The 21,020-nt window shown below is 43.5% G+C and carries 18 protein-coding genes; 7 read left to right on the top strand and 11 right to left on the bottom strand.

Features of this window, described 5'->3' with window-relative positions; genetic code table 11:
• The first annotated feature begins 13 nt into the window (after positions 1–13).
• The 5 genes from GQF63_RS18190 to GQF63_RS18210 all read left to right on the top strand — a co-directional run bounded on the left by GQF63_RS18190 (position 14) and on the right by GQF63_RS18210 (position 6,014).
• Positions 14–1,180 carry a 1-deoxy-D-xylulose-5-phosphate reductoisomerase gene (locus tag GQF63_RS18190; RefSeq protein WP_160370678.1) on the top strand — a complete coding sequence of 389 codons (1,167 nt, stop codon included), beginning with the start codon at positions 14–16 and terminating at the stop codon, positions 1,178–1,180.
• A gap of 17 nt (positions 1,181–1,197) precedes the next feature.
• Complete coding sequence (gene rseP / locus GQF63_RS18195; protein WP_160370679.1) at positions 1,198–2,508, top strand: RIP metalloprotease RseP; 1,311 nt, start codon at positions 1,198–1,200, stop codon at positions 2,506–2,508.
• Positions 2,509–2,990: 482 nt separating this feature from the next.
• On the top strand, positions 2,991–4,091 hold the full coding sequence (carA, locus tag GQF63_RS18200; protein WP_160370680.1) for a glutamine-hydrolyzing carbamoyl-phosphate synthase small subunit: 1,101 nt from the start codon (positions 2,991–2,993) through the stop codon (positions 4,089–4,091).
• Positions 4,092–4,284: 193 nt separating this feature from the next.
• Entirely contained in the window at positions 4,285–5,583 is a 1,299-nt protein-coding gene (gene eno / locus GQF63_RS18205; protein WP_160370681.1) for a phosphopyruvate hydratase, read from the top strand.
• A 125-nt stretch (positions 5,584–5,708) separates the two neighbouring features.
• A complete protein-coding gene (locus GQF63_RS18210; RefSeq protein ID WP_160370682.1) occupies positions 5,709–6,014 on the top strand; it encodes an FtsB family cell division protein in 306 nt (101 codons plus the stop codon).
• A 25-nt stretch (positions 6,015–6,039) separates the two neighbouring features.
• Here GQF63_RS18210 and GQF63_RS18215 read toward each other — a convergent pair whose 3' ends face one another.
• The 6 genes from GQF63_RS18215 to GQF63_RS18240 form a co-directional block, all read right to left on the bottom strand.
• Entirely contained in the window at positions 6,040–6,744 is a 705-nt protein-coding gene (locus tag GQF63_RS18215) for an FkbM family methyltransferase (protein ID WP_160370683.1), read from the bottom strand.
• A gap of 45 nt (positions 6,745–6,789) precedes the next feature.
• A complete protein-coding gene (locus tag GQF63_RS18220; RefSeq protein ID WP_160370684.1) occupies positions 6,790–8,154 on the bottom strand; it encodes a pyridoxal-phosphate dependent enzyme in 1,365 nt (454 codons plus the stop codon).
• A gap of 49 nt (positions 8,155–8,203) precedes the next feature.
• On the bottom strand, positions 8,204–9,025 hold the full coding sequence (locus tag GQF63_RS18225) for an AMP nucleosidase (RefSeq protein ID WP_160370685.1): 822 nt from the start codon (positions 9,023–9,025) through the stop codon (positions 8,204–8,206).
• 65 nt (positions 9,026–9,090) lie between these two features.
• The gene (gene clpX, locus GQF63_RS18230) at positions 9,091–10,341 is read right to left on the bottom strand and encodes an ATP-dependent Clp protease ATP-binding subunit ClpX (protein ID WP_160370686.1); all 1,251 of its coding nucleotides are present in this window, start codon (positions 10,339–10,341) and stop codon (positions 9,091–9,093) included.
• A 5-nt stretch (positions 10,342–10,346) separates the two neighbouring features.
• Complete coding sequence (clpP, locus tag GQF63_RS18235) at positions 10,347–11,045, bottom strand: ATP-dependent Clp endopeptidase proteolytic subunit ClpP (RefSeq protein WP_160370687.1); 699 nt, start codon at positions 11,043–11,045, stop codon at positions 10,347–10,349.
• 58 nt (positions 11,046–11,103) lie between these two features.
• Positions 11,104–11,559 carry a type I restriction enzyme HsdR N-terminal domain-containing protein gene (locus tag GQF63_RS18240; RefSeq protein WP_160370688.1) on the bottom strand — a complete coding sequence of 152 codons (456 nt, stop codon included), beginning with the start codon at positions 11,557–11,559 and terminating at the stop codon, positions 11,104–11,106.
• Between the two features lie 118 nt (positions 11,560–11,677).
• Here GQF63_RS18240 and holA point away from each other — a divergent pair, with 118 nt between their 5' ends.
• Positions 11,678–12,685, top strand: coding sequence for a DNA polymerase III subunit delta (gene holA, locus GQF63_RS18245; RefSeq protein WP_160370689.1), 1,008 nt, complete (start codon positions 11,678–11,680; stop codon positions 12,683–12,685).
• Positions 12,686–12,691: 6 nt separating this feature from the next.
• Positions 12,692–13,261 carry a hypothetical protein gene (locus tag GQF63_RS18250; RefSeq protein ID WP_160370690.1) on the top strand — a complete coding sequence of 190 codons (570 nt, stop codon included), beginning with the start codon at positions 12,692–12,694 and terminating at the stop codon, positions 13,259–13,261.
• A gap of 68 nt (positions 13,262–13,329) precedes the next feature.
• On the opposite strand, the gene GQF63_RS18255 is transcribed toward GQF63_RS18250, so the two are convergent.
• The 5 genes from GQF63_RS18255 to GQF63_RS18275 all read right to left on the bottom strand — a co-directional run bounded on the left by GQF63_RS18255 (position 13,330) and on the right by GQF63_RS18275 (position 20,998).
• Positions 13,330–16,500: an efflux RND transporter permease subunit gene (locus GQF63_RS18255; RefSeq protein ID WP_160370691.1), complete on the bottom strand. Its 3,171-nt coding sequence runs from the start codon at positions 16,498–16,500 to the stop codon at positions 13,330–13,332.
• 32 nt (positions 16,501–16,532) lie between these two features.
• Complete coding sequence (locus GQF63_RS18260) at positions 16,533–17,684, bottom strand: efflux RND transporter periplasmic adaptor subunit (protein ID WP_160370692.1); 1,152 nt, start codon at positions 17,682–17,684, stop codon at positions 16,533–16,535.
• Between the two features lie 30 nt (positions 17,685–17,714).
• On the bottom strand, positions 17,715–19,046 hold the full coding sequence (locus GQF63_RS18265; protein ID WP_160370693.1) for a TolC family protein: 1,332 nt from the start codon (positions 19,044–19,046) through the stop codon (positions 17,715–17,717).
• A gap of 7 nt (positions 19,047–19,053) precedes the next feature.
• Positions 19,054–19,632 carry a TetR/AcrR family transcriptional regulator gene (locus GQF63_RS18270; RefSeq protein ID WP_160370694.1) on the bottom strand — a complete coding sequence of 193 codons (579 nt, stop codon included), beginning with the start codon at positions 19,630–19,632 and terminating at the stop codon, positions 19,054–19,056.
• A 742-nt stretch (positions 19,633–20,374) separates the two neighbouring features.
• Positions 20,375–20,998, bottom strand: a complete 624-nt coding sequence (locus GQF63_RS18275) for an SCO family protein (protein ID WP_160370695.1) — start codon at positions 20,996–20,998, stop codon at positions 20,375–20,377.
• Positions 20,999–21,020: the final 22 nt, after the last annotated feature.

Here is a 21,020-nt window from a genome sequence, read left to right on the forward strand (position 1 = left end):
GAAAACAAATACCTTGAAGAAGAAAAACATTGCCATATTAGGTTCTACAGGCAGTATTGGTACACAAGCATTAGAGGTTATTGAATCTTTTCCGTTGCATTTTGAGGTTTCTGTATTAACAGCTGCACGCAATGCCGCGTTGCTGATCCAACAGGCTTTAAAATTTCAACCTCAGGTAGTCGTGTTATCTGATGAAATGGCTTACCAGCAGGTGAAGGAAGCATTGGCAGGAACGAATATCCGGGTATATTTCGGAGAAGATGCCATTGTAGATGCGGTGCAGCTGGATGAAATCGATGTGGTATTAACAGCGGTTGTAGGTTCTGTGGGCCTTCGTCCAACCGTAGCTGCTATCAAAAAAGGTAAAGACATTGCCTTAGCCAATAAAGAAACGCTGGTGGTAGCCGGCGAATTGATTACGCAATTAATCGCAGAACATCAAGTCCGCCTATTACCGGTGGATTCGGAGCACTCTGCTATTTTTCAATGCTTGGTAGGTGAAGCTGATAATCCCATTGAGAAGGTTATCTTGACGGCTTCTGGCGGCCCCTTTCGAGGGAAAACAAAAGCTGAGCTTGCCCATGTGACCAAAGCACAAGCCCTAAAACATCCGAACTGGACGATGGGCGCTAAGATTACCATCGACTCGGCATCCTTAATGAATAAGGGGCTCGAAGTTATTGAAGCCAAGTGGCTGTTCGATCTGCAACCTCATCAGGTTGATGTGGTGGTGCATCCACAATCTATTATACACTCCCTGGTGCAATTTCAAGATGGTTCGTTGAAAGCGCAGATGGGATTGCCAACCATGAAGCTGCCTATTCAGTATGCATTGACTTATCCGGAGCGTTATGAAAATGGATCGGAACGTTTTAACTTTATAGATTATCCGAATCTTAGTTTCGAGCGTCCAGATCGGGAAACCTTCAAGAACCTGGAGCTGGCTTTCCAAGCCATGGAAGAGGGCGGGAATAAACCTTGTGTCATGAACGCAGCAAACGAAGTGGTGGTTGCTTCCTTTTTAGCGGATGAGATTAATTTCTTGGCCATGAGCGAGATCATCGAAGAGACAATGTGTCAGGTGGAACAACAAAATCAATTGGCTCTGGCCGATTATTTGTATTTTGATGCAGAAAGTAGGAGAGTGGCACGAAGTTTAATAGAACGAAAATATAAATAAATCATAATTAGAAATAGATGGGAGTAATCATCATGATAGGACAGGTTTTATTAGGCCTGTCGTTATTAATTATATTACATGAACTTGGCCACTTCCTGGCGGCACGAGCTTTTGGAATTAAAGTAGAGAAATTTTACCTGTTCTTTGACGCCTGGGGTGTCAAACTTTTCAAATTCAATTATAAAGGATGTGAGTATGGTGTGGGCTGGCTTCCATTAGGGGGCTATGTGAAAATCGCCGGAATGATCGATGAGTCGATGGATACCGAGCAGATGAAAGGCGAGCCACAGCCTTGGGAGTTCCGTTCTAAACCAGCCTGGCAGCGCCTAATCGTGATGCTGGGAGGGATTATCGTGAATGTTATTGTCGGTATCGTGGTATTCTGGATGCTGACCTTTACTTACGGGTCCAACGATTTGGATACCCATAAACTTTATGGGGTGAAACCCGGAATCATCGGCCAGAAGGTAGGTCTTCAGAATGGCGATAAGATTCTTGCTGTAAACGGTAAAACTACCAACCTTTTCTATGCCGACATCATGGCTTCGGAAGTGCTGATGGGAGATGCTGAATTGACGGTAGAAAGAGCAGGTCAACAAATGCAGATCAAAATGCCGGCAGATATCTTAAACGATGTTTCAGAGCATAAGAAGAACGAATTTGTGGAACCTATGTTCAAGATGTTGCCTGTTGTAGAGGTTGCCAAAGATTCGCGAGCCGAGAAGATGGGACTAGCTGTAGGTGATAGTATTGTGGCTATTAATGGGGTGCCCGTTGTTCAATTGGAACAGTTTAAGCATGAATTAGAAGCTAACAAAGGAAAAGAAATCAACCTGGCAATCGTTCGCCAAGGTGCTGCCATGGAATTAAAAGGTGCAGCCGATACAACCGCTGTATTAGGCTTTAGTAATCTTCCTTTGGTGCAGCAGAAATATGGCTTTATGGAATCCCTGCCGATTGGTGCTTCCAAAGCCTTCTCCGTGATTACCGATAATATTAAAGGGTTTGGAAAGATCTTTAAAGGTGAAGTACGTGCCGACAAGGCACTATCAGGCCCGGTAGGTATTGCGACCATGTTTGGAACCGAAGTAAACTGGCTTCGTTTCTGGGGATTGGTTGGTATGCTTTCTATGGCTTTAGCTTTTATGAATATCCTGCCTATTCCAGCACTGGATGGTGGACATGTCATCTTCCTCTTAATCGAAATGATACAAGGGAAACCACTCAGCGAGAAATTCCTGGAAAGAGCCCAGATGGTCGGCTTCTTTATCCTAGTCGCCCTGATGATATTCGTCTTTGGAAACGACATCTTTAAATTATCGAAATAACTTAACCAAAGAGGCTGCCCGCAAGGCAGCCTCTTTGGTTAGATATGAGATATGAGACAGGAGATTTGAGACCGTAGTTGGTTAGGAAAAACTTGTTAAAGGAAGGAGAGATGCTAATTCCGCTAAGCTTAGATTTTCAGTATACATTAGCTTATTTACTTTCAGGGAATACAAGGAGCTTTCTTTTAATTTAAAGGATTACAAAAAGCTATTCCGCCATACAATTCTCATATCTCATATCTCACATCTCATATCTTCCTTCATAAGTTTGAAAAAAAATATTTTTTTTTCAAACTTATGAAGGCTATTTACTACCTTTGTCTCCCAATAAAATGAAAGAGACCTTCTTCCCAATATCGTTGCAAATCGTATCTGTACAACAGATCAATTCATAAATTGATACAATAGCCCGTTTGGGCTTTTTTTGTGCACGATGGGGAAGGGTTTTCAGGAATGAAGAATTAATTTAACTCGAAATAGAAATGACCAACTACAGCAAATTGCCGGCAATTTTAGTCCTTGAGGATGGAACTGTTTTTCATGGGAAAGCAGCAGGGAAAATTGGTACCACGACGGGAGAGATTTGTTTCAACACCGGAACCACGGGTTACCAGGAGATTTTTACCGATCCTTCCTATTATGCGCAGATTATGGTAACCACCAATGCCCATATCGGAAACTACGGTATCGATGATGCGGACGAAGAGTCGAATAAAATACAGATTGCTGGATTGGTTTGTAAGAACTACAATATTAACTACAGCCGTAAAATGGCTGATCAGTCTATTCAGAATTACTTTGAAGAGGGCAATTTAGTAGGTATCTCCGATATCGATACCCGTTCTTTAGTGCGTCATATTCGCAGTAAAGGTGCCATGAATGCCATTATCTCTTCAGAGAATTTAGATGTAGATTCCCTGAAAGCAGCTTTAGCGAAAGTGCCTTCCATGGATGGCTTGGAGCTATCTTCTCAAGTATCTACGAAAGAACCGTACTTCTACGGGGAGGACTCAGCACCTACGCGTATCGCTGTACTTGATTTAGGTATTAAAAAGAATATCCTACGCAACTTCGATTCTCGTCAGGTATATGCGAAGGTATTCCCAGCGAAAACAACCTTTCAGGAAATGGAAGCTTGGAATCCGGATGGATACTTCATTTCGAATGGCCCTGGCGATCCAGCAGCCATGGATTACGCTATCCAGACCGTAAAGGATATCCTGGAAGCTGATAAACCGATGTTCGGTATCTGCTTAGGACACCAGATCTTAGCCCTAGCAAATGATATCCGTACGAGCAAAATGCACAATGGACATCGTGGTATCAACCACCCGGTTAAAAATATCATTGCCAACAAATGTGAGATTACCTCTCAGAACCATGGCTTCGGTGTGGTAGCAGAGGATATTGAAAAATCAGATAAGGTAGAAGTAACCCACGTGAATTTGAACGACAATTCCATCGAAGGTATTCGCGTGAAAGGCAAGAAGGCATTCTCGGTGCAGTATCACCCAGAATCTTCTCCAGGTCCACACGATTCCCGTTACTTATTCGATGATTTCGTAGCGATGATTAAAGGATAAGATAAGCTATTATAAAAAGCCTCAGGAATTCCTGGGGCTTTCTTATGATTTCTAGTCTATAATTGACAAAAAAGGGAATTGCTTAGCTTTAACCTTATACTTTTTTCCTATTTTTGATTAAGACATATAAATTACTATATTAGTTTCTTTAATACACTAAGCAAATACAAGAATTAAAATAAACCACAGAAAAATGAGCTTGATAATCGATGTACATGCGCGTCAAATTCTAGATTCGCGCGGAAACCCTACTATAGAGGTTGATGTAACTACACAAAACGGTTTCGTAGGCCGTGCAGCTGTTCCTTCCGGAGCATCTACTGGAGCACACGAGGCTGTTGAATTGCGTGACGGCGACAAAAAACAATACCTAGGAAAAGGCGTATTGAAAGCGGTAGAAAACGTAAATACCAAAATTGCGAAAGCCTTAGAAGGAGTTGATGTATTCGAGCAAAATGCCATCGATAAATTGATGATCGATCTTGATGGATCAGAAAACAAAGGTAAATTAGGCGCTAACGCGATCCTAGGTGTATCCTTAGCTGTAGCAAAAGCAGCTGCGCAGGAAAGCCGCCAGCCATTATACCGTTATATTGGCGGTGTAAATGCCAATACATTGCCATTGCCGATGATGAACATCGTGAATGGTGGTGCCCACTCTGATGCACCGATTGCTTTCCAAGAGTTTATGATTATGCCTGTAGGCGCATCTTCATTCTCTGAAGCGTTACGCTGGGGTGCAGAAGTATTCCACAACTTAAAGAAAATCTTACACGATCGTAACTTATCTACTGCCGTAGGTGATGAAGGTGGTTTTGCACCTACATTCGAAGGGACAGAAGATGCGATCGAAACGATCCTTGAAGCCATTAAAAAAGCAGGTTACAAACCAGGAAAAGATATCTGTTTAGCATTAGACTGTGCTTCTACCGAGTTCTTCGTAAAAGGTAAATACGACTATGCGAAGTTTGAAGGAAAAGGTGGAGCTGTTCGCACGGTTGAAGAGCAAGCACAATACTTAGCAGACTTAACGGCAAAATACCCAATTATCTCCATCGAAGACGGTATGGCCGAAGACGATTGGAAAGGTTGGAAGTTATTAACAGAGAAAATCGGCGACCGCGTACAGTTGGTTGGTGACGATTTATTTGTTACAAACACAAAACGTCTTCAAGACGGAATCGATAAAGATACAGCAAACTCGATCTTAGTAAAAGTAAACCAAATCGGTTCTTTAACAGAGACGATCAATGCGGTACACTTGGCTCAAACAAATGGCTATACGTCTGTAATGTCGCATCGTTCTGGTGAAACAGAAGATACCACAATTGCTGATTTAGCGGTTGCATTAAACTGTGGACAGATCAAAACCGGTTCTATCTCTCGTTCAGATAGGATTGCAAAATACAACCAATTGCTTCGTATTGAAGAAGAATTGGGAAGCAATGCGAAGTTCATCGGAAAGGACTTCAAATACGCACCTAAAAAATAAGGGTATAAAGGGAGCTTCGAATAAGCTCCCTTTTTATTTCTCCTATCTTCCGTCAACATTCCAACTTGTTTTCTTCCACAGTAAATTCTATCTTTATCGAGGTTTTAGGCTTTATATCAATCCCTATGGAACGTTTTATCAATACCATCCGAAATAAGTACTTAATTGCAGGTGTCGCCTTTGTGGTGTGGATGTGCTTTTTTGATCGTTATGACTTCGCCACGCAGTATAACTTTCAATCGGAGAAATCGAAATTAGAGGAGGAGAAGGCCTATTATACCAAGGAGATTTCCACTATTGAAACAGCCATTAAGGATGTGCAATACAATCCCAACGAAATCCAACGCATCGCGCGGGAGAAGTATAAAATGAAAAAAGATAAAGAAGATATCTATATCGTCACGGAAGTAGAAGCGACGACAAAAAATTAAAGCTAGCCTCAGGCTAGCTTTTTTATTAGGCTGATTTCACCAGCGAAATCTCTTGATAGGTATCTGAAATAGCAAAAATCCGATAACCATGTTGATACAAGGCTTTAAAGAATTTATCGCCTTTCGCTTTACCATCCGGAAAGAAGCGTTCATGCGTTTCAATCAGTATTTGTTTTATACTAACACCTGAGTTTAGAATGCCTTCAATTACAGCGTATTCAGAGCCCTCAATATCCATCTTTAACACATCGATGTGTGTATGCCCTAATTCCGTAGTGATGTCCTTAAAGTCTTTTAAAAGCACCTCTACAGCATTATGCTCATCCACCAATTTATGCTCATATACACTACCCGACACATGGTCCTTATTCTTGGGCAGGTTAAAAGTTACTGTACCGGTTTGTTCGCCAATGCCAAAGGGATGGAAATGGAACCCCGCGGGAATATCCTGCTTACTGATGTAATCGATAGACTTCGGGGTAGGGTCAAATCCAAAGACCTGACTGCCATGTTTCGCGATGATATCCAGGTCGAAGGAGATGTCTTCGCCAATTCCGAAAGAATAGACAATGGCATCCTCAGGTACGAGGGTAGGGTCAATATAGAAGCCACCATAGCCGTTGCCATACCATTTCTTTTCGTGTTTCTCTTCGATATCGATAAACGATATTTTACCAATACGGGCTTTTATCCAGTATTCTAGACGTTTTAGGTTGCTATTTCTTTCCATTCTTTTTGGCAGATATTATTAAATATAGCCAAAAAATTGAAAAAACTATATTTCTGAAATCGCTGAGATAATATCGTATTGGGTAATGATATTGAATTTCCCAAACTCATCCTCTACCAGAACGGCCTGGGTATCTTTATCGATCAACCTGGAGATCTTTTCAATGGAGGTGTTTAAATCCACAAACGGGAAAGGTTTGGAGGCAATGCTCTGCACTTCGGCCGATTTTAACGCCGGATTTTCCAATAAGGCAGTCAAGATATCCGCTTCGGTCACTTTGCCAATCACCATACCTTGTTGGGTTAAAGGGATTTGGGAAATGTTCAAGGACTTCATGATGTTAAAGGTCTCCATTACCGATTGGTTTACATCGGCCGTTACGATTTCCTGATGTCCACGTTTCTTCAAAATAGATTTGGCGGTTAATTTCTCATCTTTCAAGAAGCCACGCTCACGAAGCCAATCTTCATTATACATTTTACCCATATAGCGGGATCCATGATCGTGGAAGATCACGACGACCACATCATCCTCGTTCAGGCTGTCGGCTAATTGTAACAGGCCTGCCACTGCAGCACCTGCCGAGTTGCCCGCAAATATACCTTCCTTACGCGCCAGTTCACGCGTCATTAACGCGGCGTCCTTATCGGTTACTTTTTCAAAGAGGTCAATAACACTGAAGTCCACATTCTCAGGTAGGAAATCCTCGCCAATGCCTTCGGTGATGTAAGGATAGATCTCGTTTTTATCGAAGATGCCTGTTTCTTTATATTTTTTAAATACGGAGCCAAACGTATCGATGCCCCATACTTTAATGTTCGGATTCTGCTCGCGTAGATAGCGTGCTGTTCCAGAAATAGTACCACCAGTACCTACACCAACAACCAAGTGGGTAATCTTTCCTTCGGTCTGTTTCCAAATCTCCGGACCCGTCTGTTCGTAATGTGCTTTACTGTTCGATAAGTTGTCGTATTGATTGGCCTTCCAGGCGTTTGGCACTTCTTTCTCCAGACGGCTGGATACGGAATAGTAGGAGCGGGGATCTTCCGGATCCACGTTTGTCGGACATACGATTACTTCCGCGCCAAAGGCACGCAGGGCATCTATTTTCTCTTTGGATTGTTTATCGGTGGTGGTGAATATACATCTGTAGCCTTTCACTACGGCAGCCATGGCCAGCCCCATGCCTGTATTTCCCGAGGTGCCTTCAATAATGGTTCCTCCAGGTTTCAAGAGGCCCGCCTGTTCGGCGTCCTCAATCATCTTTAAGGCCATCCGATCCTTAATCGAGTTACCGGGGTTGGTCGTCTCTATCTTGGCCAGGATGGTCCCTTTAATATGTTTTGTCACTTGGTTTAATTTAACCAAGGGCGTGTTTCCAATGGTTTCTAAGATGTTGTTATACCACATAGGTGAAAATATTTGCTTTCCTTTTTGGAGCTACAAAGGTAGCCAAATTTTAGAACTTCAAATGTTTCACCGTCAGGCCATTGTTAATAAGTTGTTTAAGCGCATCGATTCCAATTTTCAAATGCTGCTCCACATAAGATTTGGTAACCGATACATCCGATATTTCTGTTTTCACGCCTTCCGGAATCATCGGCTGATCCGATACCAATAATAAGGCGCCGGTTGGGATTTTATTGGCAAAGCCTACGCTGAAGATGGTGGCAGTTTCCATATCAACGGCCATGGCACGAATGCTCTTCAGGTATTTCTTGAAGTCCTTATCATGCTCCCATACGCGTCGGTTGGTGGTATACACCGTACCGGTCCAGTAATCTCTGGAATGATCACGGATGGTGGTCGAGATGGCTTTCTGCAAGGCAAAGGCCGGTAAGGATGGTACTTCGCTTGGGAAGTAATCGTTGGAAGTCCCTTCACCGCGAATCGCTGCAATGGGAAGGATCAATTCGCCAACACCGATTTTCTTTTTCAAGCCTCCAGTTTTTCCCAAGAACATCACGGCTTTTGGGCCAATGGCCGATAGTAAATCCATAATGGTGGCTGCCATCGGGCTTCCCATCCCAAAGTTAATGATGGTGATGCCTTCGGCTGTACAGCTTTGCATGGGCTTGTCCTCGCCAAGAATCGGCGCATCGCCATGCATCTGCGAAAACAGCTTTACATAGTTCGAGAAGTTCGTCAGGAGGATGTATTCGCCAAATTCAACTAATGGTCGGCCAGTATAGCGCGGCAACCAATTATTCACAATCTCTTCTTTGGTTTTCAAGCCTGCTTTTACAGGCGAGTTTACTTCTTCAACTTTCTTTTTCGACATAAATTCTCCTTTCTTAAAAATGTATAGATATAAAAAACCCTCGCGGCAAGGCGAGGGTCAATAGCTTAGGCAACTTGGAGCTTCTTAAAGTCGGTCTTTGCGAATTTGTTCTTCGCATAGTCCAACGTAATCTGCAGATCCTTGTCGTTGCTTTGCTCTTTGCTGCTTGGTATCTCGAACATGGCGTCCAGCATGATCGCCTCGCAGATACTTCGCAAGCCACGAGCACCTAATTTAAATTCCCAAGCCTTGTCTACAATAAACTCATAGACGGCTTTGTCAAACTTCAGGTTTACACCTTCATATTCAAATAACTTTTTATATTGCTTCACCAAGGCGTTCTTAGGCTCGGTCAATATACTTAATAAGGTCTCTTTATCCAATGGGTTCAAATGCGTCAGCACAGGTAAACGACCGATCAATTCCGGAATCAATCCGAAGTTTTTCAAATCCTGCGGCGTAATATACTTATACAGGTTGTTTAAATCGATCTCTTGTTCCTCATCCGACATTTTGTAGCCCACAGTCTGTGTCCGCAAGCGGTTGGCGATTTTCTTCTGGATACCATCGAATGCACCACCACAGATAAATAAGATGTTGCTGGTGTTCACCGAGATCATCTTCTGATCCGGGTGCTTCCGGCCACCTTGCGGCGGAACATTGACGTTCGTTCCTTCTAAAATCTTCAATAAGGCCTGCTGCACCCCTTCGCCAGAAACATCTCTGGTAATGGATGGGTTATCGCTTTTGCGGGCAATCTTATCAATCTCATCGATGTAGATAATGCCACGCTCGGCTGCGGCAACATCATAGTCTGCAGCTTGCAATAAGCGGGTTAAAATACTCTCCACATCTTCCCCCACATAACCTGCTTCTGTCAACACCGTTGCATCTACAATACAAAAAGGAACATTTAAAATCTTGGCAACCGTTTTTGCCAATAAGGTTTTACCGGTTCCCGTTTCGCCAACAATAATTAAGTTCGATTTCTCAATCTCCGTTTCATCATTGTCAACGCGTTGGTTTAAACGCTTGTAGTGATTGTAAACCGCCACAGAAATTACTTTCTTAGCGTCATCCTGACCGATAACATATTGGTCTAAATGTTCTTTGATCTCTTTCGGGCGAATTAATTTCAAGGCTGTTTGCAGCGATTTATTCTTGCGTTGCTTCAGCTCCTCGGCCAAGATCTCTCCAGCTTGTTGAACACATCTGTCGCAGATATGGGCACCATCGCCTGCAATAAGCATTTGGGCTTCATTCTTACTGATGCCACAAAAAGAGCAATGGATGTCTCTACTGTTCGATTTACTCATTTTCTTTATTTATTTTCCTTCTTGGGAAGCAATACCTCATCAATCATACCAAATTCTTTGGCTTCTAAGGCACGCATCCAGTAATCACGATCCGATGATTTTTCTACCCATTCGTAAGATTGGCCAGAGTGCTCAGCAATAATCGTGTATAATTCTTCTTTCAATTTCAACATTTCACGTAGGTTGATCTCCATGTCAGAAGCCACCCCTTGTGCACCGCCTGAAGGCTGGTGAATCATGACGCGGGAGTGTCTCAAGGCTGCACGCTTTCCTTTAGCGCCGGCAACCAATAATACAGCACCCATGGAAGCAGCGATACCTGTACAAATGGTCGCTACATCGGGTGAAATGTACTGCATGGTATCATAAATACCTAAACCGGCATATACACTACCACCTGGTGAGTTAATGTAGATTTGAATATCGCGTTGGGCATCGGTAGACTGTAAGAACAGCAACTGAGCTTGTACGATATTGGCAACCTGGTCATTGATGGCATCTCCTAAAAAGATAATGCGGTCCATCATCAAACGAGAAAAAACGTCCATTTGTGCTACATTTAACTGACGCTCCTCAATAATATAAGGGGTTAGGTTGGCAGGTACTTGTTGTTGTAGGCGAGAAATATAACCGTCTACATGTTGGCTACCGATTCTATGGTGCTTAATTGCGTACTTTCTAAATTCGTCTTTATTGATATCCATGTTGTATTTCCTCTAATTTGACTTACTAATATAATACTAATTTTAAAATCTCCGATAGCTAGCGTTGGAATGTTGGTAAATCCTCCAAAAACTGATAACTACCGCTATCGAAATCTATCTTACAATAATGGTGCTCAATTCCATTACTGACTAAAAGTAGCGGAATTTTGTAAATACTGTTGTAATTGGCAATCTGATGGAAGGTTTTTTCGGTAATTTTGACAGTCGGTGCTTTAAATTCTGCCAAAAGAATACGCTCGCCATCGGTGTTATAAATTAATAAATCGCTACGTTTTTGCAGGGAATTGAGAATTAAGCCGCCCTCGATTTTCATTAATGCTAAGGGGTATTTTTTCTCCTGATGTAAATACTGAACCCAATGTTGCCGAACCCACTCCTCCGGAGTAAGTAACAAATTCTTCTTCCGCAAGACATCAAAAATAAAATACTGGTCTTGTTTTTTACTGATCTTCGCCGGATAGGGAGGTAAGTTTAATGGGACTGGCCTAAACATTTACAAAAATACGAAAAATTATCCCCATTGGCAACGCGCCAACCGCAATTGGAATCGCTAAAATATATCCCCCGGCGCAGCAAGCGTTTCCTGCGTATTTTTTGTATTTTCGTAGGGCATGAATACCTCTTCTATTTTAGCAGATATTAAAAAGAAAAAGCTCAGTCCTGTATACCTCTTACATGGGGAAGAGCCTTATTTTATCGATCTGATCGCCAATGCGATTGAAAGCCAGGTCTTGGAAGAAGCCCAAAAAGGCTTCGACCAATCTATTGTCTATGGCAAAGAAACCGATTTTTCCACCCTCATCAGCATGGCCAAGCGCTATCCGATGCTAAGTGATCATCAGGTGATTATCGTCAAAGAGGCACAGAACCTAAAATGGAAAGACGATGAACTTTTGTTAAAATACCTGGAACAGCCAACACCATCTACCGTGCTTGTCTTCGCCCATAAATATGGCAAATTTGATAAACGGAAGAAATCCTATAAAGCCATGGATAAGGTAGGCATCGTTTTAGAATCCAGTAAATTATACGAAGATAAGGTGGCCGGCTGGATCAATGAGCAGCTTTCGGCGGCAGGTAGAAAGATCCACCCGCAAGCCGCAGCCATGATGGCGGATTACTTAGGAACCGACCTTTCTAAAGTGGCCAATGAAATTGAAAAGCTGCTGCTTAATGTGGCGGCCAGCCAGGAAATAGGCCCCGCAGAAATAGAACGTAACATCGGGATCTCCAAAGATTTTAACGTCTTCGAATTAAATACGGCCCTGTCAAAACGAAATGCCGTCAAAGCCTTTCAAATCGTCAATTACTTCGCCGCGAATCCCAAGTCGAACCCTATTCCCGTGGTCATCGGTTCTTTAGGTACCTACTTCACCAAAATACTCAAGTATCATTACCTGCCCGATAAGGCCTCTGCGGTGGCAGCAAAAGCATTAGGGGTACATCCTTTCTTTGTGAAAGAATATGAATTTGCAGCCCGGAACTTCAACCGCCGCAAAACCTTCGAAATCATTCACCTGATCAAGGAATATGATTTAAAATCCAAAGGGATGAATGTTGGCCAGCTCACCAGCGCGGGCGATTTAATGAGCGAGCTCATCTATAAAATTCTAAACTAAGCACACATGTTCAAACGATTTTTACCGCTCTTGTTGCTTCCATTTTGTTATACGCCTTCGGCACAAGCGCAACAGTCCTATTACACCCTGCTTCAAGGTGGTGGGCAATTAGGCGTCCTTAACCCCGGCAATGACGGCACCTTCAATGGCTATACCCTACATTTTATTTTTGGACGTAATTTTGATGAGAAGGCTTTCCTAGGCTTCGGACTTGGCAATGAAACCCTACGTGGCGACTATAGTAAGGCAGCAAGCGCCGAGGCGGAAGCAAGAACCTATGGCTATGATCGAAACTTGTTCCCTATATTTATCGATGCCCGATTGCCTTTTGCTGATTTCGGCGCCGCATCCCGCATCGGGGCACTGGCCAACGCCGGTTATTCGGTGAAGCTAGGGGCCGTTTATGATAAAGGGCCTTTGGCTAAAATAGGCTTCTTCTATTTACATGATAATATGAAACGCAGTAACTTCACCGTCTCTGCAAGTTATGCCTATCAGCAGCTCAATTATGGTGCCTTTCACGAACGCATGAATCACCAGAGTATTCAGCTTGCGGTCGGTTTAATGTTAAAATAAAAAACCCACATCATAAGAAAAGGCTATCCCATCGGATAGCCTTTTCTTGTTATATAAACCTAAATCCCTTAATGGGCACTTAGGTTTTTCTTTTTCTCTTCGTCGAAATTTGCTTCCAACTCCGCTAGTTTTTTCTTTCCGTAGGCCAATCGGGTAATCACCACGAATAGCACCGGAACGATAAAGATTGCTAAGAAGGTTGCTGCGGTCATCCCGCCGAATACCGTCCAACCGATGGTTTGACGGGAGATAGCACCCGCACCGGTGGAAAGCATCAATGGAATAATACCTAAGATAAAGGCTAGGGATGTCATGATAATCGGACGCAGACGCAGTTTAACTGCATCGATGGTCGCATCCAAAAGGTTCATCCCGATATCCACCCGTTCTTTGGCAAATTCCACAATCAAAATCGCATTCTTCGCCGCCAAACCAATAATAGTTACCAAACCAATCTGCGCATAGATGTTATTATCCAAGGCCGGGATTAAGGTTAAGGCCAAGATCGCCCCGAATACCCCTAATGGTACTGATAATAGAATTGAGAATGGAACCGACCAGCTTTCATATAAGGAAGCGAGGAGTAAGAACACGAACAAGATACAGAGCGCAAAGATCTGAATGGTTTTACTGCCCGATTGTTTTTCTTGTAAAGATAGACCGGAGAACTCGTACGAGTAGCCATCAGTCAGGGTCTGCGCAGCCACTTCTTCCAATGCCGCAATGGCATCACCCGAAGAATAACCTGGCGCCGCTTCACCTGAAATCTGAATCGCACGGAAGATGTTAAAGTGGTTGATAATCGATGGGTTGGTAATCAAATCGTATTTAATCAAATTACTAACCGGCACCGGTTGTCCTTTCACATTCTTCACATAGAGTTTGTTCAAGTCTTCAATATGCATCCGGTAGGAGGTATCTGCCTGGGTCACCACACGGAAGTTACGGCCGTATTTGGTAAAGTCGTTCACATAGCTGGAACCCATATAGGCTGAAATCGTACTGTAGATATTATTCAAAGGTACCCCCATGCGTTTAGCCATTTCACGGTCTACATTTAATTTGTAGTTCGGTGAATTACTGTTGAATAGGGTATAGGCCATGCCGATTTCCGGACGCTGATTGGCCGCCATCAAGAACTTGCCGATCATGCCTTCAAACTGCTTGATATCTACCGTTTGGTTATCCTGGATTTCCATGGTGAAACCACCCGATGATCCTAAACCTGGAATTGGTGGCGGTGTTGCCGCAATAACGTTCGCTTTGGTATAGCCTCGGTATTTACCCATAATGGCACCTGTAATATCGCTTGCTGTTTTCGAGCGCTGATCCCAAGGATATAGGGAAACAAAGAGTGAAGCCCCGTTAGGTTTTGCTGAACGGTTCAATAAGTTCATCCCGTTAATGGCCGTCACATATTGAATTTCTGGGAAAGTCTTGCGTAAGTCTTCCGACAGTTCCATCAGCACTTCTTCCGTACGCGCACTGGAAGCACCTTCCGGTAAGTTTACACCCATAAAGAAGATACCCGCATCCTCGGTCGGAATAAACCCGGTTTTCTTGCTGTTAAACATCAAACCAGTTCCTACGAAAATACAAACCAAGATAATCAGGGCCAATGGCGCCGCTTTAATCGCTTTTTTAACCCCGTTAGAATACCGGTAGGTCACCTTATCGAACCATACGTTAAAGAAGTAGAAAAATTTATTTAAGCCTCTGGAGTTTTTATGAATTTCCGAAGGTTTCAACATCAAAGAACAAAGGGCTGGCGTTAAGGAAAGGGCAATAAAAGCCGATAGCATAACGGATACCGCAATGGTAATCGCAAATTGCTGATACAATTGCCCCACCATACCTGGAATAAAGCCTACCGGAACGAATACCGCCGCCAAGATTAAGGCAATCGCAATAACCGGCGCCGTAATATCTTTCATGGCCAGGCGTGTTGCTTCCTTGGCATCCATCTTATAATGGTCGATGTAATGCTGCACGGCCTCCACCACCACAATGGCATCATCCACCACAATACCGATGGCCAGCACGAAGGCCAGCATCGTTAAGTTATTGATCGAGAAACCAAAGAGGGTAAAGAAAATGAACGTACCGACAATGGAAACCGGAATCGCTAATAAAGGAATCAAGGTTGCTCTCCAGCTCTGTAAGAAGAAGAACACCACCAAAGTTACCAAAATTAGAGCCTCTATAAGCGTATGGATTACCGAAGAAATGGAAGCATTCACCACCGATACGGTTTCGTAAGCAACCACATAATCTACCCCTTTAGGGAAAGATTTCTTCAATTGTTCCAAGGCAGCATAGATACCTTCGGCTGTTTCCACCGCATTTCCACCTGGAGTCTGCGATATCATCATCCCTGAAGTTACCTGTCCGTTTACTTTGGTAGTAATACCGTAGTTGAATTGTCCCAACTCTACGCGGGCCACATCTTTTAACAATAAGATGGAACCATCGGTATTGGTTTTTACCACAATATTTTCAAAGTCTTCCACCTCTTCCAAGTCGGAGTCTAAGATAATCGGGTATTCAAATACCTGCGCATTTTCCTGCGGACGTGCACCTACGGAACCACCGGCCATACGGGAGTTCTGCTCGTTAATGGCTTGGCTCACATCGGCTGGCGTTAAGCCTACGTTGGTCAACTTATTGGCATCTAACCATACACGCATGGCGAAGGGCTGCCCGAAGGCCTGCACATCACCCACACCTTTCACACGCAATAAGGCGTCTTTCAGGTATAAGTTCACGTAGTTGGCCAAGAAGTTGGCATCCCGGGAACCGTCAGGTGAGGTCAGGGAAATCATCATTAAGATATCCGTGTTCACCTTCCTGGTGGTTACCCCTAAACGGCGTACCGCTTCCGGAAGCACAGGCTCCGCAATACTCACGCGGTTTTGCACATCCAGGGTGGCAATATCAATATCGGTACCTACTTCAAAGGTCACGGTAATCCGCGATCCCCCGTCGGAGGTACTGTTTGAACTCATATAAATCATCCCCGGGGTACCGTTAATCTGACTCTCAATCGGGGTGGTTACTGTTTTTTCTACGGTTTGCGCATCGGCCCCGGTATAATTGGCCATTACCGATACCGTAGGTGGCGCAATATTGGGGTACTGACTAATAGGTAAGGTCGTGATGGAAATCGCTCCAATGATCGTAATCAATATGGAGATGACCATCGCGGTTACCGGTCGTTTTATAAATACTTCTGAAATCATTAGCTATGGAATAAATGAGGATCTCGCAATTATTATTTTTTCTGTGGATTATTTGCCGGATTAGCTGCGGCGTTATTTTCAACGATTTTGGCACCTTGTTTCAAGGCTGCAACGCCGTCTACAACAATACGCTCGCCTGCTTGTAGGCCTTGGGTTACCACTACTTTATCACCCAATTTCTGACCCAGTTTCACCTGTTTCAAATCCACGGTACTGCTATCGTTCACGGTGTATACCGAGAAGGTTCCTAATTGTTCGAAAATCGCACGGTAAGGAATCACCATTTCTTCGTGCGCGGTGGTGCTTTTCACGTTTAAGGTTAAGTTTAAGCCTGCACGTAAGGTGTTAGCCGGGTTATCAAAGGAGGCACGCACCTTCAAGGTTCCTGTTTGTGGGTCTACAGCACGGTCCATGGTCGAAATACGGCCTAAGCTACCATAGGTGCTCCCATCTGGCAAGGTCAGGTTAATTTCTGTGGATGATTTACCGGTTTGCAGGTTGCTGAATTCGCCGATTTCTTTTTCATTGATCTGGAATTCAACCGCAATAGGGTTGGTGGAAGATACCGTGTTCAATAGGGTAGAACCTGCGCTCACTAAGGCTCCTGTACGCACTTGTGAAATACCGATGTTTCCGGCAAACGGAGCAACAATAACGGCTCTGTTCAAGTTTGTTCTTGCCGTCGTTAAGGCTGCTTCTGCTGCTTGAACCTGTGCTTTCTGATTGTTTACATCGGTGAACGCATAATCTAAGGTTTGTTTCGCAATCGCGTCTTGATCGGCTAATTTCTGATAGCGTTGTAAGTCTTTCTCTACGCGGGCCAAATTCGCACGTGCAATTTCCAGATTTGCACGTGCTTGGTCTACTGCAGCAGAATAACGTACGCGATCGATCTCGTACAAGCGTTGACCTTTGCTCACATAGGCACCATCGGCAACATAAATATTGGTAATATATCCGGTTACTTCAGCACGGATTTCGGTTTCTTGCAAGGGAACAACATTGGCCGGATAGGCGCGGATGCCTGTCACCACTTCTTGCCCAACTTGGGCCGTGGTTACAGGAACGGCTGCGGCTTGCATATGTGCTGCTGCACCTTGCTTGCCAGCCTCTTTATTGCCGCATGACTGCAGCAACAATCCTGTTCCTAAAAGTAAAGCTGTAACTAAGTGATTCGTATTCATTATGTCGTGGATTTCTATGTATGTGGTTGATTAATTCTTAATTTCTACAGTGCCTAAGGCTTTCTGGATGTCCAGTTTGCTTGATAATACCGCGTATAGGGCATTTAAATAATTCAATTGCGAAGTTTTTAAGTCGGTTTCCGCAGTCATCAGTTCCAGGTATGTTTTTACCCCGGCGTCGTATTGCAACTTAATGGTGTTGTATACTTCCTCGGATAGACTCATGTTTTCTTTCGCATTGCGCCATTCATTCATGTTGGCGCGGTAACCGGCCATGGCAGCGGAATATTGCGCACCAATTTGGTTCTCCAAGTTTTCGATGTCCAGGGCAATTCTTGCTTCCTGTAATTCAGATTTGCGCACCTCTTGAATGCGTTTTGTGCCTTGGAAAATAGGAATGGTTAAACTTAAACCTACTCCTGAGTTTGGAATATTATCTTTAAATAAATCGCCAAATTCATTGTTACGGTAGTTCAGGGCGTAGTTGGCAAAGGCGCCTAAACGTGGTAGGTAGTTCCATTTTTGGTACTGCGTATTCAATTTTTGAATGTTCTGCAAGTTCTCCAATTGCTTAATCTCTACCCGGTTGGCATATTGTAAAATCTCTGTCGTGTCCAATAAGATATTGGATTCCATATTCTGATTCTCGAAAGAAAGGGAAATCGCGTTCCCAGCATTCATGCCCAAGAGGGTTTTTAAGTAATCGTATTTATACTTACGGAACTCACTTGCCGTTTTTAACTCCGCATTGGCATTGTTTAGGGAGATCTGCGCCCTTTTATAATCTGTTTTATCCACCAAGCCGGTTTCATAGCGCGCATTGGCTTCGGTATACTGTCTTTTTAAACGGGTGATATTCTCGTTAATGATGTTGATCTGTTCCTCACTGGTCAGAATATCGTAATAGGCCTTGCTGACATCAACGATGGTGTTGATGCGGGTATCTTCTACGTTTAAGTTATTTTGCTGACGGATATATTGTGCCGCACGGGAAGCCTGAAATAAACCCGGATTAATAATGGCTTGTTCTGCTTGAAACACCATACTGGCGGTGTTTTTTTGCCCCATCGGGATATTGCTGCCATTCATGTTAATGGTTGGCACCTGAATATTATGGGTATAGTTACCGGAAGCATTTAATTGCGGATACCAGCCGGATAAGGCCGAAGCAATCTCCCGTTCGCCGATTTCTTGATCTATTTGTGCTTGTTTCAGTTCAATCTTATTGCTCAACGCATAGTTAATCAGCTCATCCAAGGTTGCGTTGCTGTTCAAGTTGGGGGCTTGTTGTGCCTGGCTGATCCCGAGGCTCAAGCAGCCAAGGGATAGGAATGTCATCATTTCCTTAATTCGTAATCTCATGTTTCTTCTAATATTTAACGCCGTTCCAAATAATTTCTAGTAATTGATCGATCTCTTCTTTTTCCACCTTTTTCTTTGTCCATATGCAATTGCGAATCAGGGTGATAGGGCCGCCAAGGAACATGGAGATTAATAATCGAACACTTAAATCTTTTAAATGTTTTTCTCGCTTTCCCAGTTCCAAAAAATGCCATAGTTTGTTGCGCTCGGGTTTCTGCACGAAGACATTATTTCGCACCTCCTCGTAAAAAGGCGAGCCGTAAAACTGATCTAAAAAACTGAACAGTTCGATATGGCCTAGGTAAAACACAATCCAACGGCGAAAGACAATCTCAAACTTCTCCTGGTAGGAGAGCTCGGGATCGATCTTGTCAAATACGGCGGAGTTGAGTTTTTCCTTGCAATACCAATACAGTTCAATAATCAAATCTTCCTTCGAAGGGAAGTAATGATAAATAGAGCCAACCGCCACTTCGGCATGTTTGGCGATTTTACTCATAGGGCTGCCATGGAATCCATAGAGATGGATAAAATGCAGGGTACTGAGGAAAATCTGCTCTTTTTTGTCTGTCAATTGAATGTTCATTCGGTTGCAAATGTAGGCATTTTAAAGGGGGAATTGTGTCAAAAAATCGTTATAATTACCCTTTTCAAGCGGCATAAAAAATCCCAATGTTAACAAATTGTTAAATTTCACAAAAGCCCTTGACTTGTGTAGAAAATACACTTACCTTTGTGGTATCATAATTTAGGTTTATAATTGGTTATTAAAGGTTTTCATTCTCCCCGTTTGAAAACCTTTATCTTTTTATAGCAAGACCGGTTAATAAGATGAAAATCTAAGAATTAGGTGAGGAATTACACATTTGTTTAGGTAATCTGTCAAGGTGATCTGTCATGGTGTTGCCATGGTGTTGTCATGGTGTTGTCATCGTGAGCGGAGTCGAACGACTGGTACGTCAATGCAATCAAACATGTTTTTCATATTTGTCATCACTTGTTTTTTCTCCACAATTTTAATTAAGTAGATATGTTTTTTTGAGTGCATTGACGTACCAGTCGTTCGTCCTTCGACTTCGCTCAGGATGACAAAGCGGATGACAAAGCGGATGACAATTACGCTATAAAAAAAACTACGACCCACCTTCCACCCACCTCCCTTCTTCCAACGCTTTTTACGCCCCATTTCTCTCCCCATCATCACCCCTTTGCCAACGCCTTTGAAAGGGGTTTGAATTGGGTTTGAAAGGGGAGTGAAAGGGGACAAAGCCGAACAAGAAAGCCGGCTATTCCTAGCCGGCTCTTGCGAACATTTAATTGTTGGTATATTATAGGTTATTCGCTTCTTTTTCGATGGCTTGTATGGTTGGGCTGTAATCTACGCCTAACCCTTCTTGCTGATAGACCAATTCGCCGGCGCCGTTAAACAGGCTGATGATGTTGGAGTGGGAGAAGTCGATGGGGGAGATCTGCTTGTAATTGACGGCCAGGGTGGCGGCAAATTCTCGGGTGCTTTCTTCGTCGGAACGGAGAAAGAGCCATTGGGGGCCATCCATTTCGTTTTCTTTAGCGAAGGCTTTCAAGCGTTCCGGCGTATCGACCTTCGGATCGATGCTCACCAAGAGGTATTTGATGTTTGCTTTGTTCTTGGAGGCCACGGTTTTCTCGATATGGCGCATATCGGCCACTAAGCGTGGACAGGCGGCCTGGCAGGAGGTGTATATCATGGCGACGACCACAATATTTCCTTGTAGGTCTTTTAATTCCATTTCTTGACCATCCTGATTGGTCCATTTTGCAGGTAAGTTATAAACCGAGAGTTCAGAAAGGTCTTCCGTCAGGGTGGGTTGTTTTTCTGTTTGTGGGCTGTCTTCTGCTGGCTTAGATTGGCAGCCGATCAGGCTCATGGCCATCAGGAAGCTGGCCATAGCACTGTAAATTATTCTTTTCATAATCATATTCGTTAAAGAGGCT

The organism is Sphingobacterium humi (assembly GCF_009768885.1).
Taxonomy (GTDB): Bacteria; Bacteroidota; Bacteroidia; order Sphingobacteriales; family Sphingobacteriaceae; genus Sphingobacterium; species Sphingobacterium humi.